General features: G+C 70.8%; 16 protein-coding genes. 6 read left to right on the plus strand and 10 right to left on the minus strand.

The window, feature by feature from the left end; genetic code table 11:
- The coding region (locus FV222_RS05520; RefSeq protein ID WP_147813345.1) for a LysR substrate-binding domain-containing protein at nucleotides 1-751 on the plus strand (751 nt) is incomplete at its 5' end.
- Nucleotides 752-776: 25 nt separating this feature from the next.
- Here the strand turns inward: FV222_RS05520 and FV222_RS05525 are convergent.
- Together FV222_RS05525 and FV222_RS05530 are read right to left on the minus strand one after the other, a co-directional pair.
- Nucleotides 777-1,265: a DUF302 domain-containing protein gene (locus tag FV222_RS05525; protein WP_147813347.1), complete on the minus strand. Its 489-nt coding sequence runs from the start codon at nucleotides 1,263-1,265 to the stop codon at nucleotides 777-779.
- Nucleotides 1,266-1,378: 113 nt separating this feature from the next.
- Nucleotides 1,379-2,332: an alpha/beta hydrolase gene (locus FV222_RS05530; protein ID WP_147813349.1), complete on the minus strand. Its 954-nt coding sequence runs from the start codon at nucleotides 2,330-2,332 to the stop codon at nucleotides 1,379-1,381.
- 133 nt (nucleotides 2,333-2,465) lie between these two features.
- On the opposite strand from FV222_RS05530, the gene FV222_RS05535 reads away from it, so the two are divergent.
- The 4 genes from FV222_RS05535 (at nucleotide 2,466) to FV222_RS05550 (ending at nucleotide 8,589) form a co-directional block, all read left to right on the plus strand.
- Nucleotides 2,466-3,419, plus strand: coding sequence for a GlxA family transcriptional regulator (locus FV222_RS05535; protein ID WP_147752472.1), 954 nt, complete (start codon nucleotides 2,466-2,468; stop codon nucleotides 3,417-3,419).
- Nucleotides 3,420-3,748: 329 nt separating this feature from the next.
- Nucleotides 3,749-4,876, plus strand: coding sequence for an efflux RND transporter periplasmic adaptor subunit (locus tag FV222_RS05540; protein WP_147813351.1), 1,128 nt, complete (start codon nucleotides 3,749-3,751; stop codon nucleotides 4,874-4,876).
- Nucleotides 4,873-7,980: an efflux RND transporter permease subunit gene (locus FV222_RS05545; protein WP_147813353.1), complete on the plus strand. Its 3,108-nt coding sequence runs from the start codon at nucleotides 4,873-4,875 to the stop codon at nucleotides 7,978-7,980. The genes FV222_RS05540 and FV222_RS05545 overlap by 4 nt, the downstream gene beginning before the upstream one ends.
- A 66-nt stretch (nucleotides 7,981-8,046) precedes the next feature.
- On the plus strand, nucleotides 8,047-8,589 hold the full coding sequence (locus FV222_RS05550; protein ID WP_147813355.1) for a TetR family transcriptional regulator: 543 nt from the start codon (nucleotides 8,047-8,049) through the stop codon (nucleotides 8,587-8,589).
- Between the two features lie 99 nt (nucleotides 8,590-8,688).
- Here FV222_RS05550 and FV222_RS05555 read toward each other — a convergent pair whose 3' ends face one another.
- The 8 genes from FV222_RS05555 to FV222_RS05590 form a co-directional block, all read right to left on the minus strand.
- On the minus strand, nucleotides 8,689-10,230 hold the full coding sequence (locus tag FV222_RS05555) for a hypothetical protein (RefSeq protein WP_147813357.1): 1,542 nt from the start codon (nucleotides 10,228-10,230) through the stop codon (nucleotides 8,689-8,691).
- Nucleotides 10,227-11,156 (minus strand): class I SAM-dependent methyltransferase, encoded by a 930-nt coding sequence (locus tag FV222_RS05560; RefSeq protein ID WP_147813359.1) that lies wholly within the window; start codon nucleotides 11,154-11,156, stop codon nucleotides 10,227-10,229. The genes FV222_RS05555 and FV222_RS05560 overlap by 4 nt, the downstream gene beginning before the upstream one ends.
- Nucleotides 11,153-13,126, minus strand: coding sequence for an NAD-dependent epimerase/dehydratase family protein (locus tag FV222_RS05565; RefSeq protein ID WP_147813361.1), 1,974 nt, complete (start codon nucleotides 13,124-13,126; stop codon nucleotides 11,153-11,155). The genes FV222_RS05560 and FV222_RS05565 overlap by 4 nt, the downstream gene beginning before the upstream one ends.
- Nucleotides 13,123-14,028 (minus strand): transketolase, encoded by a 906-nt coding sequence (locus FV222_RS05570; protein ID WP_147813363.1) that lies wholly within the window; start codon nucleotides 14,026-14,028, stop codon nucleotides 13,123-13,125. The genes FV222_RS05565 and FV222_RS05570 overlap by 4 nt, the downstream gene beginning before the upstream one ends.
- A gap of 70 nt (nucleotides 14,029-14,098) precedes the next feature.
- Entirely contained in the window at nucleotides 14,099-14,827 is a 729-nt protein-coding gene (locus FV222_RS05575) for a transketolase (RefSeq protein ID WP_147752480.1), read from the minus strand.
- Between the two features lie 333 nt (nucleotides 14,828-15,160).
- Complete coding sequence (locus tag FV222_RS05580) at nucleotides 15,161-15,319, minus strand: YqaE/Pmp3 family membrane protein (RefSeq protein WP_147752481.1); 159 nt, start codon at nucleotides 15,317-15,319, stop codon at nucleotides 15,161-15,163.
- Between the two features lie 129 nt (nucleotides 15,320-15,448).
- A complete protein-coding gene (locus FV222_RS05585; RefSeq protein ID WP_246685335.1) occupies nucleotides 15,449-15,685 on the minus strand; it encodes a hypothetical protein in 237 nt (78 codons plus the stop codon).
- Complete coding sequence (locus FV222_RS05590; RefSeq protein WP_147764465.1) at nucleotides 15,682-15,888, minus strand: hypothetical protein; 207 nt, start codon at nucleotides 15,886-15,888, stop codon at nucleotides 15,682-15,684. Before FV222_RS05590 ends, FV222_RS05585 begins: the two co-directional genes overlap by 4 nt.
- A gap of 238 nt (nucleotides 15,889-16,126) precedes the next feature.
- Here FV222_RS05590 and FV222_RS05595 point away from each other — a divergent pair.
- On the plus strand, nucleotides 16,127-16,398 hold a 272-nt coding region (locus tag FV222_RS05595), incomplete at its 3' end, for an RNA polymerase sigma factor region1.1 domain-containing protein (RefSeq protein WP_187277227.1).

Consider the following 16,398-nt stretch of genomic DNA (forward strand, 5'->3'; position numbering starts at 1 on the left):
GAACCGGACCACGCGCAGCGTCGCCCCCACCGAGGCGGGCGCCCGGCTGCTCGAACGGCTCGGGCCGGCCCTGGGCGAGGTCGACGCCGCCCTCGACGTGGTGAACGGTTTTCGCGACCGTCCGGCGGGAACCCTGCGGCTCAACGTGCCGGTCAGCGCCGCCCGGCTGGTCCTGCCCGCGATCGTGCCGCCGTTCCTGGCGGCCTATCCCGAGATCCGGCTCGAGGTGGTGGCCGAGGACGGCTTCGTCGACGTGCTGGCGGCGGGCTGCGATGCCGGCATCCGCTACGACGAGCGGTTGGAGCAGGACATGATCGCGTTGCCGATCGGCCCGCGCCGGCAGCGCTTCGCCACGGTGGCCTCGCCGGCCTATCTCGACCGCCACGGCCGGCCGCAGCACCCGCACGACCTCCTGCGCCACGCCTGCATCGGCGGGCGCTTCTCCAGCGGTGCCACGCTGGCCTGGGAGTTCGAGCAGGCGGGCGAGGTGGTCCGCATCCATCCGACGGGACCGCTGACGGTGCGCGTCGGCGGCGCCACGGATCTCGCGGTCGAGGCTGCGATCGCGGGCGTCGGCATCCTCACCCTGTTCGAGGACTGGCTGCGGCCCCACCTCGACGCGCAGGCGCTGGAGCCGGTGCTCGAACCGTGGTGGCAGGGGTTTTCAGGCCCGTACCTGTACTATCCCGGCCGCCGCCACCTTCCCGCGCCGCTGCGCGCCTTCGTCGACTTCATCGGCCTCAAGCGCTGACGCGCAGGTGGCCGGGACGCGGCGGTCACGCCGCCGCCGCAGCGAGCACGCTGCGGAGCTGATCGTCCAGGTCGGCCGCGACGCCGTCGACCTCCGACGTTCCGAACTGCCCGAAGGTCGTGACCGGGTGATCGTACTCGAACGCGACGCCGCCCTCGGTGTCCTCGCGCAGGAGCACGCGGATCGGCGCGTACAGGGCGGCCGAGAGGACGTGCCGGGTCATCCGCGCGGCCGTCAGCGGGTTGCCGATGTCGTACTGGATCGCCTTGCGGGCGAGCCCGGCGGTGAGAAGCAGGCCGCCATGGTCGCGGGCGCCGAAGATCGAGAGCGGCGCCTGCCGTTCGAGCAGGTCGCGCGCCGCGTCCACATGCCCGTCCCGCAGGAGCGCGGCGTAGGCGTGGTCGAGGGGAGGCACCGCGGCTTCCAGCGCCTCCCGCACCGCCGCGAAGGGTTTTGCCGAGCGAAGCGTCACGTGCTCCACCGCGACGCGGGTCGAGGTCATGGGGTCGGTCATCGGCTCGGCTCCAAGGTCATCGGCTCGGCTCCAAGGTCATCGGCTCGGCTCCAAGAATGAACGGGCGAATGGCAGGGCGAATGCGGTGATGCAGTGCGGCGGCACGCCGTGCCTCACGAGGCGGCGCGGGCCTTCGTCGCCGCGAGGATGATGTCGGCCCAGGCCTGCGGGCGTTCCAGCGCGCTGAAGTGCCCGGTCCGTTCGAGGGTGACGACGGAGGGCGAGGGCACGGCCGCCTCGACGCCGGCGCGATCCCGCGGCGTCGACCAATCCTTGTCGCCCCAGACGAGCGTCACGGGCGCGGTGATGGACCGGTAGCGGGCGCGGGCGGCGACGAAGCTCGGGAGGGCCTTGAGCAGCGTCCGCGACGCCGTGCTGTAGCCGGCGCGGGCGCCGACGCGGGCGTACTCGTCGAGGAGGTCCGCGGGCAGGCTGCTCGGGTCGTGGAAGCCGCCGCTCATGATGCCGCCGGTGATGGTCCGGTTCTCCAGGGCCGCGAAGACCGGGCCGACGACCGGTGCGCGCACGCTCTTGATGATGATCGACGCGAGCAGGTTCGAGCGCTCGAGGCCCGGCCGGTAGTCGTAGGTGTTGAAGGCGAAGACCCGCTCGACCCTGTCGCCGAGCTCCGCGGCGAGCGAGAGCGAGAGCGTCGCCCCGATCGACTCGCCGGCCAGGATCGGCCGCGCGATGCCGAGCTCGGCGATGAAGCCCTTCAGGGCCGCCCGAAGGGTGGGCTCATCCTTGGGAAGGCCCGGCTTCAGGTCCGACCAGCCGAAGCCCGGCAGGTCGAGCGCGTAGATCGTGAAGTGCGGCGACAGCAGCGGGATAACGCGCTGGAACAGGTCGAGCTGGGTGCGCACGGTGTGGGTCAGCACGAGTGCCGGCCCCTGGCCCACGCGGACGTAGCGGATGCGCGTCCCGTCCCTCAGGGTCGTGTGGGCGATCTCGCCGGAGGCGAGCCAGCGGCGCGTGTAGGCATCGGCGTCCGTGCCGGTGGCGACGGGGGAGGGCGTGGTCATGGCGATCGGGTTCATGGCGGTCGGGTTCATGGCGATGGGGTTCATGGCGATCGGGTTCCTGGGCGACGGGGCGAGGCCGGGTGGCACCCACGTCCGTTGCGATGAAACCTAGACGGCCTCCGGCACATCCCATATGTCGAAGATCCACCCTTTTCGGACATTCGTCGCGAGGTCCGCCATGCCGTCCATCGGTGTCGTGCTGTTCCCCGGCTTCCAGGCGATGAACCTGGCTCCTCTGACGGCGTTCGAGATCGCCAACCTCGTGGTCGGCCACGACTTCTACGCGGTGACGTTCCTGTCCGAGGCCGGCGGGCCGATCCGGACGTCGTTCGGGATGGTCGTCGACACCGAGCCCTTCGCGGGCCGGTGCTTCGACACGGTCCTCGTGGTCGGCTCGATCAAGGTCGGCCCGTCGGCCCCCGGCCTGATCGCGCGGTTGCGCGAGACGGCCGCCACCGCGCGCCGCGTCGCCGCGACCTGCACGGGGGCGTTCCTCCTGGCCGAGGCGGGCCTGCTCGACGGCAGGCGGGCGGCGACCCATTGGGCCCACGCCCGTGACCTGCAGCGGCTCCACCCGTCGATCCAGGTCGACGACGACCGCATCTTCGTCTCCGACGGCAACGTCTGGACCTCGGCCGGGATGACGGCCGGGATCGACCTCACGCTGGCCCTGGTCGAGGACGACCTCGGCCCCGAGATGGCGAAGGGGATCGCGAAGAACCTCGTCGTCTACCACCGCAGGACGGGCGGCCAGTCGCAGTTCTCCGCCCTGCTGGAGCTTCAGCCGCGGTCCGACCGGGTCCAGACGGTCCTGGCCTATGCCAGGGGCAATTTGAAGAACGCGCTCTCCGTCGAGGAGCTGGCGGAGGCCGCCCGCCTGAGCCCGCGCCAGTTCAGCCGCGTCTTCCGGGAGGAGACCGGCCAATCGCCCGCCAAGGCGATCGAGAACCTCCGCCTGGACGCCGCCCGGACGATGCTGGAGGACGGCCGGCATTCGCTGGACACGGTGGCCCGGGAGACGGGCTTCGCCGACCGGGAGCGGATGCGGCGCGCCTTCCTCCGCGCGTTCGGCCAGCCGCCCCAAGTCATCAAGCGGAACGCGCGCCACCACGGGGCGTCTCAGGGCGCCTGAGCCGCCGCGACGCCCTCGCAGGGCGCTTGCAGATGGCACCGCACCGTCATTCCGGGTCGCCGCAGGCGAGCCCGGAATCCAGAACCGCCGACGGTACAAAGTCCGGCTCGACCTGCGTGTCTGGATCCCGGGCTCCGCTGCGCGGCCCCGGGATGACGCGGTGCTGCCGGTGGAAGTCCTGAGACCAAATCGGCATCGGCAATCGCCCTGCCGGCCGCGCGGCCACGAATGCGTCCGCCCCCTGCGACGACGCCCATTGACGCCGACCGCGCGCCCAAATAGATTATGATCATCATTTTACGACCGAGCAGACTGCGACGGGGGCGGCGATGTTGCGAAGACTGGTTCTGGGGCTCGCGGGCGTCGCCCTGACCGCCTGCTCGCCGGCGAAGACGGCGGTGACGCCGGAGCCGCCCCTGGTCCAGGTCGCCGAGGTCGCCCCCGGTCCCGGCGCCGTGTCGCGCTACACCGGCGTGATCCGCGCCCGCACCGAGAGCAACCTCGGCTTCCGGGTCGGCGGCAAGATCTTCGAACGCCTCGTCGACCCGGGCGACCGCGTGCGCCTCGGCCAGCCCCTGATGCGCCTCGACCGCACCGACTTCACCCTCGCGCTCGCCGCAGCCCGCGCCTCCGTCGAGGCGGCCCGCGCCCAGATGATCAAGGCCAAGGCCGACGAGGAGCGCAGCCGCAAGCTGGTCGCCGACGGCTGGACCTCGAAGCAGACCTACGACCAGAACAAGGGCGCGGCCGACGCCGCCATCGCCCAGTTCGCCAACGCCGAGGCCCAGGCCAGCCAGATCCAGAACCAGGCGGGCTACGCCGAGCTCCAGGCCGACGCCGACGGCGTCGTCATGGAGGTGCCCTCCGAGCCCGGCCAGGTGGTCGCGGCCGGCCAGACCGTGGTCAAGCTCGCCCGCGACGGGGCGCGCGAGGCGGAGGTGTTCCTGCCTGAGGGCAGCCGCCGCGCCGCCAAGGGCGAAGCCTCCGGTACCAAGGGCGAAGCCTCCGGCACCAAGGGCGAAGCCTCCGCCACCCTCTACGCCGAGGGCGCGGCGACCTATCCGGCGCGCCTGCGCGAGCTGTCCGCCACCGCCGACCCGGCCACGCGCACCTACCGGGCGCGCTACATCCTCTCGGGCGGCGGCGAGGCCGCGCCCTTGGGCGCCACGGTGACCCTTCAGCTCAAGGACCTCGACGCCGCCCGGGCCGGATCGGTGGAGGTGCCGCTCGCGGCCTTGTTCGACCAGGGGCAGGGTCCCTCGGTCTGGCGCTACGACGCCGCCAGCGAGACCGTCCAACCACAGGCCGTGCGGGTCGCCCGCATGGGCGAGGAGCGGGCCGACGTCGTCGCCGGGCTGAACCCCGGCGACCGGATCGTGGCGCTCGGGGCCCACCTCCTCAAGGCCGGCGAGAAGGTCCGCCAGGCGCCCGCCAGCATGACCGGGGTGGTGCGATGAGCGGCTTCAACCTCTCGGCCCTCGCCGTCCGCGAGCGGGCCGTCACCCTGTTCCTGCTGATCGCGCTCATCGGCGCAGGCTTCTTCGCCTTCGAGAAACTGGGGCGCGGCGAAGACCCGAGCTTCGCCGTCAAGACGATGGTCGTCTCGGCGGCGTGGCCCGGGGCGACGACGGACGAGATGCAGCGCCAGGTCGCCGACCCCCTGGAGAAGCGCCTGCAGGAACTGTTCTACTACGACCGCGCCGAGACCACGGTGCGCCCCGGCCTGCTGCTGATCAAGGTGTTCTTCAAGGACAACATGCCGCCGGCCATGCTGCAGGCGGAGTTCTACCAGACCCGCAAGAAGCTCGCCGACCAGGCCTCCAGCCTCCCGCGCGGGGTGATGGGGCCGCTGTTCAACGACGAGTTCTCGGACGTCTACTTCTCGCTCTACGCGCTCCAGGCCAAGGGGCTGCCGCACCGGCAACTGGTGCTGAGGGCCGAGGATTTGCGCCAGCGCCTGCTGCGGGTGCCGGGCGTCGAGAAGATCAACATCCTCGGCGAGCAGGCGCAGAAGATCTTCGTGGAGATCTCCTACCAGCGCCTCGCGACGCTCGGCATCACCGGCCAGCAACTGCTGGCCTCGCTGGCCAACCAGAACGACGTGACCCCGGCCGGCTTCGTCGAGGCGGCGGGTCCGCGCGTGTACCTGCGCCTCGACGGGGCGATCGACGGGCTCGACGCGATCCGAAACCTGCCCGTGGCCGCCGGCGACCGCAGCCTCAAGCTCGGCGACATCGCCGAGGTGAAGCGCGGCTACGAGGACCCGAAGGTCTTCGCGATCCGCAACGACGGCGAGCCCGCCCTGATCCTCGGCCTGGTGATGAAGCCCGGCTTCGACGGCCTCGCGCTCGGTGCGGCGCTGAACGCCGAAGAGGTGGCGATCCACCACGAGACGCCGGCGGGCATCGGCTTCACCAAGATCACCGACCAGGCCAAAGTCATCGACGAGGCCATCCACGAGTTCATGGTCAAGTTCTTCACCGCCCTCGGCGTGGTGATCTTCGTCTCCCTGGTGGCGCTCGGATTCCGGGTCGGCATCGTGGTGGCGCTGGCGGTGCCGCTCACCCTCTCGGCGGTGTTCGTGGTGATGATGGTGACGGGGCGCGACTTCGACCGCATCACGCTCGGCGCCCTCATCATCTCGCTCGGGCTGCTGGTCGACGACGCCATCATCGCCATCGAGATGATGGTGGTGCGCATGGAGGAGGGCTACGACCGCGTCGAGGCGGCGACCTACGCCTGGCGCTCGACCGCCGCGCCGATGCTCACCGGCACCATCGTGACCATCGCGGGCTTCCTGCCGGTGGGCTTCGCCGCCTCCACGGCGGGCGAGTATGCCGGCAACATCTTCTGGGTGGTGGCCTTCTCGCTGATCGTCTCCTGGATCGTGGCGGTGACCTTCACGCCCTATCTGGGCGTCAAGCTGCTGCCGAACATCAAGACGGTGGAAGGCGGCCACGGGGCGATCTACGCCACCAGGAACTACGAGCGCCTGCGCCGGGTCGTGCGGATGTCCGTCGACCACAAGTGGCTGGCCGCCGGCATCACCGTGGGCCTGTTCGCGCTCGCCGTGGTCGGCATGGGCCGCGTCGAGCAGCAGTTCTTCCCGAACTCCGAGCGCCCGGAACTCATCGTCGAGGTGACCCTGCCGACGGGCTCCGCCTTCGCCACCACCGAAGCCAGCGTCAAGCGGATCGAGACGGCCGTGCGCGACCTGCCCGAGGCGCGCGAGATCACGAGCTATGTCGGCCAGGGCATGCCCCGCTTCGTGCTCTCCTTCGATCCCGAATTGCCCGATCCGGCCTTCGCGCAGATCGTGGTGCAGACCGCCGACGCCCAGGCCCGCGACGCCTTGCGGATCAAGGTGCGCAAGCTCGTCGACGAGGGCCGCTTCCCAGAGGCGCGGGTGCGGGTGCTGCAGATCGTGTTCGGCCCGCCGGTCCGCTTCCCCGTCGCCTTCCGGGTGGTCGGGCCCGACCTCGACGTGATCCGCGGCATCGCCGAGGACGTGCGAGGGGTGATGGCGAGCAACCCCAACATGCGGATGGTCCACCTCGACTGGGGCGACAGGACGCCGAGCCTGCGCCTCGCCTTCGACCAGGAGCGCCTGCGCCTGATCGGCCTGACCCCGAAGGAGGCCGCACAGCAATTGCAGAGCTACCTAAACGGGACGCCCGCCACCCAGGTGCGCGAGAACCTGCGCGCCGTCGACGTCGTCCTGCGCAGCCCCGGCCCGGAGCGGCGCTCGCTCGGCGAGGTCGGCGACCTGACGCTGACGACCAAGGACGGGCGCCAGGTGCCGGTCTCGCAGGTGGCGCGCCTCGAGAGCCGGACCGAGGACGCGGTGCTCAAGCGCTACAACCGCGAGGCCTACATCCGTGTGCAGGGCGACGTCCTCGACGGCCTGCAGCCGCCCGACATCCACGCCCAGGTCTTCCCCCTCCTCGAACCGATCAAGGCGAAGCTCCCGCCGGGCTACCGCATCGACACGGCCGGGTCGGTGGAGGAGAGCGCCAAGGCGATGACGGCGCTGGTCGCGGTGTTCCCGATCATGCTGATCGTGACGCTGACGGTGATCATGCTGCAGGTGCGCTCGTTCGCCACGATGTTCATGGTGTTCGCCACCGCGCCGCTCGGCCTCGTGGGCGCCGTGCCGACCCTGCTGGTCTTCCAGCAGCCCTTCGGCTTCAACGCGATCCTCGGGCTGATCGCGCTGTCGGGCATCCTGATGCGCAACACCCTGATCCTGGTGGACGAGATCCACCACGACCAGGCGGCGGGCCTGGCGGATTACGACGCCATCGTGGAATCCACCGTGCGCCGGGCCCGGCCCGTGATCCTGACGGCGGCCGCGGCCATGCTGGCCTTCATCCCGCTCACCCACTCGGTGTTCTGGGGGGCGCTCGCCTACGTCCTCATCGGCGGCGTCGGCGTCGGCACGCTGATGACCCTGCTGTTCCTGCCCGCCCTCTACGCCCTGTGGTTCAGGGTCGGGCGGGCGACGCGCGAACGGCGCGTCGCTGCCGATGACCATGCGATGCCGATGCCGTCCAAGCCTTGAGCCGGGCCCTTCTTGGGAGGGCACGTCGCCTTTATATCGTCGTCGGACACGCCGAAGGATCGGGCCATGCCGAGAGTCTCGCAGGAACAGGCCAGGATCAACCGACAGCGCGTCGTCGAAGTCGCCGCGGCCCTGTTCCGCGAGCGCGGCCTCCACGGCGTCGGGGTCGTGGACATCATGGCCGCCGCCGGCCTGACCCATGGCGGCTTCTACGGCCAGTTCGCCAACAAGGATGCTTTGGCGGCCGAAGCCTTCGATACCGCGCTGGCAGAAGAATACCGGGGCACGACCGACACCGTGGTCGCGAACTACCTGTCCCTCGACCACGTCCGCACGCCGGGGAAGGGCTGCCCGCTGGCGGCGCTCGCCAACGACGTCTCGCGGGAACAGACGGGCAGCGCCGTCCGGGGACGGTTCGCGCAAGGGATCGAAGGCCTCGCCTCCATCGTCGCCAACCTGACGCCGAAGGCGTCGAAGGAGCGGCGGCGGCAACGCGCCCTGGCGACGGTGGCGACCCTCGTCGGCGCCGTCGTCCTCGCCCGGGCCGTCGAAGACGAGGCGCTGGCAACGGAACTGCTCCAGGCCGCGCAAGCCTCGATCGCGCCGTGACGCGCGTCGGCGGATTGGCCGCCGCGTAAGCCGTCCCGCCGCGGCGTTCTCGCCGCCGCCGTCGGCTCGTCGAGCGACGCCACGCGCCGACGGCGGATGCTAGTTCCACGCGCTTCGGAGCGACTCGGCGACCTTCATAGGGTCGGTCTCAGAAACGCGGTCCGGCCAACATGTCGGCCTCGCGCTAACCTCCAAGACGCGCTGCGGAACGGCCAAGATCCTCCCGGCGACAGAGGATTCGATGACCGCTTTGCGGGCCAGATAGTGGAAGAGCGGCCCGTCGTTCGGTGGAAACCGCGACGCATCGAGCAGGGTGCAGTCGCTGATCGCGAAGGCGGGTTTCAGGAAGGCCCGGCCGATTTCGTAGATGGGCGCGCCGGCGCCGAGCAGGACGACGGCGATCGTCGCGACCCGCCGTCGGGGCCCGCACGGGGCGGTCGCCACCTCGCCGAACCGGAGGGCGAGGAGGGCAAGCGTCGGAATGGAGGCCCGCATGACGAAGTCGAGCACGCCGAGCCGATACAAGGGGACGAACGACAAGATGAGGATGACGAGCGGCATGTCTCCGCCCAACACCGAGTCCCGGCGCTGAAGATCGGATCGCGATGCCGTATAGAGGATGACGAGGACAGGGCCGATTTCGACGAGCAGAAACAGGACGTATCTCGCGACGAAGCTCGCATCGATCGCCGCGAAGCCATGCGGAACGCGTCCGCCGTCGGCGAGCAGGTAGAGCAGCGTCGGCGCCAGTCCGACGGCGACGAAGATCGGAGCCGGCATCTGCCGAAGCCGCAGGCGTCCACGCACACCATCCACGACGACGGCCCGCGCCAGGAACGGCAGCGCGCCGATCAGGCTGAGCGGCGACCAGAACGCGCAAAGCCCGAAGACGCACACCAGGCCGCCGAGGTCGAGGCGCCTGCGATGCCAGAGGAGGTAGGCAGCCACGAACGTCCAGCCCGAGGCGGCGTGGTTCGGCACCCAGAACACCTGCGTGACGTGCGAGGTGAATTGCTGGCCCGGCATCCAATGCTCGAGATGGGTCCCGAAGGCCAGCGGCTCGTCGAGGAGCCAAGCTCCGGCGACGTCCCAGCCTCCGAACAGGACGAAGATCGCAAGGACCGACCACGCGGCGCGCCGCGGCGTGGAGGCCTGCGCGAAGACGTAGAGGAGGCATCCGAACAGGACGCCGTTCTGCGCCAACAGCGCGACATGGGCCGCGCGCAACCCCAGGATTTTCCCGAACGCCGCCGGGACGAGGTACATCCCGAGCGGCGCGCGCAGGGTCGTCGCCTCGCCCAGGTAGCGATACCCCACCGGCCACGGCTCGGCGACGAGGTCGCGAAGGACGGCGTCGCGGATCAGCCAGTCGTCGTTCGCGTAGAAGACGTGCGCCTGGCCCCCGACGCAGCAGAGGGCGAAGCCGACGCCGAGCGCGCCTACCAGGAGCGGACCGTCGAGGGGGACCGGCTGCCGCAGCACCGCGCGCAGGGTCGCAAGGACGCCGACCACCGTGCAGGCCACGCAGGCGACGCCCAGGAGCGGGCTTGCGAGGTGCGTCGTCAGGAACGCGAGGTTCGGCAGCGCGACGAGGCAGAGAATCGTCGCGAAGGGAAGCCGTCCGAGGCGCGGCGCCGTCACGGGGTCGGCGCGACGGGCTTGCGCGCCACCGTCAACAGGTTCCCGACGTTCAGGCCGACGCGGAGCCGGCCGAGCCCGGTCGCGTCCGCGCCGGCGATGCCGGCGGTCTTCATCGCACCCGGAAGGGGCAGGAGGCGCAACCAGTAGCGGAGGGGATAGGCGTTCCGGATCGCGGTGATCGCGACCTCGGAGAAGCCGGTGCGCGCAAGGAGCTTGTGCAGGCTGGCATGGCAGAACAGCTGCATGTGCTCGATGTCGATGATCGGCGACCGGCGCCCGAGCAGGCGGTTGATCGGCGCGCGGTGATCGTGGGTGACGAAGGCGAGCACCCCGCCGGGGCGCAGCAGCGAGAACGCGGCCCGGGTCAGCGCCAGCGGATCGCGCACGTGCTCCAGCGTCATGAAGCATCCGATGAAGGACAGGCTCTCGGGCGCGTGGTCGGCAGGGTCGAACACGCCGACGCGGATGCGGTCGCGCAGGTCGGCGGCGGCGGCGACGGCCGCGCTCGAGGGCTCGACGCCCGTCACGTCGCGAAAGCCCAGGCGTTGCAGCTCGCGCAGGAAGCTTCCGGTGCCGGCGCCGATCTCCAGGGCGGCCCCGTCGCGGATGCCCGCATCGAGAAAGGGCGCCAGCGCCCGCGCGTAGGTCTGCGCCGCCAGGTCGGCTTCCTCGGAGGTGTCGTAGTCGGCGGCCGCGTAGGCGTCGGCCAGCGTTCCGGCACTGGGCGCCTCGGCCGCGTAGACGGTCTGGCAGGTCAGGCAGCGGACCAGCCGGAACGACATGAATTCCGGCCGCTTGCGCGAGGCGAAGCTGAAGCTGCCGATCCGCGCCGGATCGACGCTGGCGGAGAGGAAGGGGGCCGAGCCGGCCTGGGAGGCGCCGCAGACCGGGCAGTCGCGACCGCGCAGGTCGTCGAGGAGGCTCATGGGATCGATCGTCCGTCCGGAAGGAGGTCGCTGGAGACGCCGTTGCGGATCAGCGCCGCGCGGATGAGGCGCGGGCGGCCCTTCACCTCCTCCATGATCTTGGCGACGTATTCCCCGACGAGACCGATCCCGAACAGGTTGAGGGCGCCGAAGAACAGGATCGCCAGCAGCAGGGTGGTCACGCCGCGGGGTGCGATGTCGGGAACGAGGAGGCGCGCGACGATCAGGCCGAGGCTCAGGATCGCGGTCAGGCCGAGGAGGCCCAAGCCCGACGCGGTCAGGATCTTCAAGGGCGTGTTGCTGAACGAGAAGATGCCGCGCTTGGCCCATTCGAGGTTCGAGAGGAGGTTGTTGGTGCTGGCGCCGAACATCCGCTTGGGGCGGACGTAGTCGACGCCGGTCTGGCGGAAGCCGACGTAGGCGCGCAGGCCGCGCATGAAGAGGTCGCGCTCGGGGCAGTTCAGCAGCCAGCCCACCACCCGCCGGTCCATCAGCGAGAAGTCGCCGGCGTCGTGCGGGATGCGGATGTAGCTGAAGGCCGCGAACACCCGGTAGAACGCCTTGTAGAGCAGCCCCCAGATCCAGGGCATGTCGCGCTCGACCCGGCGGCCGTAGACCACGTTCGATCCCGCGAGCCACGCGGCGTAGAACTGCTCGATCAGCTCGGGCGGGTCCTGGAGGTCGCCGTCCAGCAGGACGCAGGCCTCCGCGGTGGCGAGCTCCATCCCGCTGCGGAAGGCCATCTGCGAGCCGAAGTTGCGCGAGTGGGTGATCCCGAGGACGTGCGGGTCGCGCGCCGAGATCTCGCGGATGCGCTCGCCGCAGCGATCGGGGCTGGCGTCGTTGACGAAGATGATCTCGTAGTCGACGTCGATCCGCTGGAACACCGCGGTGAGGCGGGCATGCATGACCGGCACCGCCTCCTCGTCCTTGTAGCAGGCGACGATGGCGGCGATCGAGCGCCGGCGCGGCGCCGACCCGTGGCGCTTGGTCAGGCCGGTCAGCGCCGGGTCGGCCCGACGCATCCATGCGGCGGTCCGGGTCAGGCCCTCGTCCAGGGACGTGCGGGCACGCCAGCCGAGGAGGCGCTCGGCCTTGGCGGGGTCGGATTGCCAGCGGGTCAGGTCCCAGCCGCGTGCCGGCATGTCCCCGAAGCGGGCCGCATCGGGGATCGCGAACGTCGTCTGCGCGAGGCCGGCGAGCTCGCGGATCGTCGTCTGGACGCCGGAGCCGATGTTGATCGACGCGCCGTAGAGATCGAGGTCCATCTTGGCGGCGGCGCGCACGAAGGCCTCGCAGACGTCGTCGACGTAGACGAAGTCGCGCGCGATGCCGGGATCGACGAAGTCGGGGTAGCCGCGCTCCAATCCGCGCGCCACGACGGCGGGGATCAGGCGCGAGGCGTCTTCGTAGGGGCCGTAGACCGAGTAGAGCCGCAGGTTCACGACCGGCAGGCGCCGCGTCCGCCCGGCGAAGGTCAGGTAATGGCTCGCTGCGGCCTTCGACACGGCATAGGGGCTGTTGGGCCTCAGCTCCGCATCTTCCTTCGGCGCGTCCGAGTTGGAGCCGTATTCGGAGGAGCTGCCGGCGTGGACGTAGGCCGCGAGCGTTCCGCCGGCCGCCAGCAATTCCACGAGGTTGACCATCGCGGTGAAGTTCGTCGCGTAGACGAGGTCGGCGTCCTGCTCGAAGGAGTAGGCGCCGTAGGCGACGCAGTCGAAGACCGTGGCCGGGCGGATCGCCTCGACGAAGTTTCGGGCCGCCGAGCGGTCGTTCAGGTCGACCTCGACGAGATGGCTGGGGTCGACGTCGCGCAGGCGCGGGGCCGGAAGGTTGCGGACCACGGCGAACACGTCCGGCCGCACCGCCCGGATGGCCCGGAACAGGTTGCAGCCGACGAAGCCGCCCGCGCCGAGGACGACGATCGGGCCCTTGAGCGTTCCGATCCAGTGCGCGGAATCCGGGCTCATGCGGCGCCCATCGCCTGCACGGCGGCACGGATGCCGGGCGCATCGAGGCCGCTCTCCTGCCGGTGGAAGGCCTGCGAGCCGTAGGTCCCGGAGGGATACCCTTGCGCATTGAGCATGCGAAAGCCGTCGAGGCCGACGCCGGTCTCCAGGCACCACGCGGCGAGGCTTTGGCCCAGGCTCCCCTGCGCCACGTGCTCCTCCACGACGCAGAGGCGGCGGCTCTTCCGCAGGGCGGCGACGAACGCCTCCGGTGGCGGGCTGACACGCAGCGGCAGCTCGCAGACGGCCCAGATCTCGGCCGCGTCGTCTTCGAGGGCACTGAGGGTCGGACCGGCCATCGGGCCGACGACGACCACCACCGGGCCTGTCCCCGCACGCAGGCGACGCCACGGTGCGTAGGCCGGCGCGATCGTGCCCGCTGGCAACTCGCCGCGTCCCAGGCGGATATAGGCGGGGCCCGGAAGGGCACCCGCCGCAGCGATCGTCGCGGCGACGTCCTCGTCGAAGGCCGGGATGAAGAGATGCAGGTTCGGCAGCGTCGAGAGGACGCCGTAATCCTCCAAGGCATGATGCGTGGCGCCCATGACGCCGTAGCCGTAGCCGCCGCCGTTGGCGAGGAGCCGGACGGGGAGGGCGTGCAGGCAGACGTCGTTGCGGATCTGCTCGAAGGCCCGCGCGTAGCAGAACGGCGCGATCGTGTAGGTCCAGGGCTCCATCCCCTCGCTCGCCATGCCGGCGGCGACGCCCACCATGTTCTGCTCGGCGATGCCGGCGTTGATGAAGCGCCGGTCCAGCACGTCGCGCAGGGGCTCCAAGGCGCCGAAGCCGAGGTCGCCCGTGAGGAAGACGAGGTCGGGCCGGGCCGCCCGTTCCACCAGGGCGTCGCAGAGTTGGCGTCTCACGGCACGCACCACAGGCTGGGTCGGGGGCGAAGGGATCGGTGGAGGTCGTCCGGCATGGCGTTCCGGCCCGTCATGCCCCGAGGCCTCCGATGCCGGTGACGGCCTCGCGATACTGGTCGTCGGTGAGCGGCAGGTAGTGGCTGTCCATCCGCCCCTCGATCGCGGGGACGCCGTAGCCCTTCACCGTATGGAGCACGACGAGCGTGGGCCGCTCCCGGCCGGACGAAAGGGCACGGCGCATGTCGGCGAGATCGTGCCCGTCGGCCTCGCGGATCTCCACGTCGAAGCCGGCGAGCTTCGACGCCAGCGGCTCCATCGAGGCCACGTCCCGCGTGGTGCCGAAGCCCTGGAGCCGGTTGTTGTCGATCAGGATCGTCAGGTTCTCGAGCTTGTTGTGGGCCGCGAAGATCAAGGCCTCGAGGGTCGACCCCTCCTGCCATTCGCCGTCGGAGGTCAGGCAGAAGACGTGCCCGGGCCGGTCCTGCAGCCGCATCGACAGGGCGAGGCCCGCCGCCAGCGAAACGCCGTGGCCGAGGCTGCCGGTCCCGAAGCGGATGGCGGGCACGCCCCGCGCCGGCGGATGCCCGGCGAGCCGGGTGCCCTCGCCATGGAAGGTGTCGAGCTCGGCGTCGGTGATGAGCCCGCGGCTCCACAGGGTGACGTAGTAGGCCCCCGCCGCGTGCCCCTTGGACAGGACGAACCGGTCCTGCGGACGAAGCATCTCGTGATGCAGGAGCATCATCGCATCGAAGGCCGACAGGTTGCCGCCGAGATGTCCGACGCCCGCCGCGTGATGCATGGCCAGGAGCCGCCAGCGCGCCAAGCGCAACAGGCCGGATGGCAGCGTGCCGTCGGCCGATCTCGCGCCATCTGCGTTCGCTGCACGAACCTCCGTATTCTCAACGTGTTGTGCGCGAATCGCCATCGAACGGATCCAGACAGCTCTGGATCACGAACGCATGCGCGTGGTTATCAGGGCCTTAAGGCTCCGCCTCGCAGGCGAGGCGGGCGCGGACTTGGCGGTCCGCCGGCCATACGGCACCGCGACCGCTCCGCGCCGGGACGTCCGATTTTTTGCGACGAAGGAGCGGGCTCCGCCGCCGCTGGCCTGCTGTCGCGAACCCCGACCGCCTCAGGCTTCCTTGCGCGTCACCATCAGGGCCCAGATCGTGGCGGGGATCCAGCCGATGACGGTGATGTGGAGCAGGATGCAGAGGATGCCCTGGATCACCTTCCCGCGCAGGAACATCGCCAGCCAGGGGGCCAGGAAACAGATGATGATCATGACCATGGCGTGCGGGGCTCCGTGAGCGTGGGGTGCGCCAGCCGTTCCGGCGCGTGCCCCCCACTCAGGTCGTTCCGGCCCGACTTGTTCCGAGGCCGCGATCGATCGCGCTCGCTCGGGCACGCCGAGGCTTCGTCACGGCTCGGCGGCGGCGGAAGGCTCCGGGTTCTCCAGGTCCTGCGCCAGATCGTGCAGCACCTGCTCCACCAGGGAGGGCCAGGGCACCTCGTGCTCCTGGAGCAGCATCGCGGCGGCGAGCAGCGCGTCGACCTGTGCCGGCAGGATCGGCCCACGCACCATCTGGGCGTAGCGCACCCGGGCGGCGAGCGCCGAGGAAAGGCGTTGAACCTGGGCGATCTTGTCCGCCGTCACGGTCTCGTCCTGCCGTCGCGCCAGGCGAAGAAGGCGGCCGCGACCAGGAATAGCAGGAGGCCCGACCACAGCCCGCCTTCGGTCGCCTTGGCCACGAACCAATCGCTGAGCGCGGGTGCCGCCGGATCCTGCCACCATCCGATCGCCGCGAGCCCGACGAAGAGCAACGCGAGCGTGAAGACGATGGCGACCGGGTAGGGCATCAGTTCGCGCTCTCTTCGATTGCGGTGATCCGGCACACGCCCTCGGTCCGTCGGCCGGGCCGTACTGGACGGGTTCGGAACGCCGACGTCCGGCACCCCGTCGGCCAAGCCTCGACGGGGCCGTTCCTAAACCTCGCCTGCTTCGGCTGCCAGCCCCTCGCCCCGCGGACCTTCGAGCAGGCTGTCACGCCGTCGGCCTCGCGCCACATGAGAGAGCGGAGACGGCAGGAGGTCACGGATGGCAGGCACGATCGACCGCGCGACGCTGGACCGGCTGATCGCCCTCGGGCGGACGCGCGGGGAACTCACGGCGAGCGAGTTCGAGGCCGCAATTCCCGTCGACAGCCTCGACGTGGACGCCCTCGTCCTGGTGATGCTGGAGCTGGAAGAGGCGGGGGTGAGCGTGGAGCCGGATGCGTTCGGCCCGCGCGCCGAGACCGCCGTCACGCCGAGGCTGACGCTTGCGATGCCGGAGCCCGGTGTGCCGCGCGCGATCGCGGGCGGCGAGGG

This window comes from Methylobacterium sp. WL103 (assembly GCF_008039885.1).
Taxonomy (GTDB): Bacteria; Pseudomonadota; Alphaproteobacteria; order Rhizobiales; family Beijerinckiaceae; genus Methylobacterium; species Methylobacterium cerastii.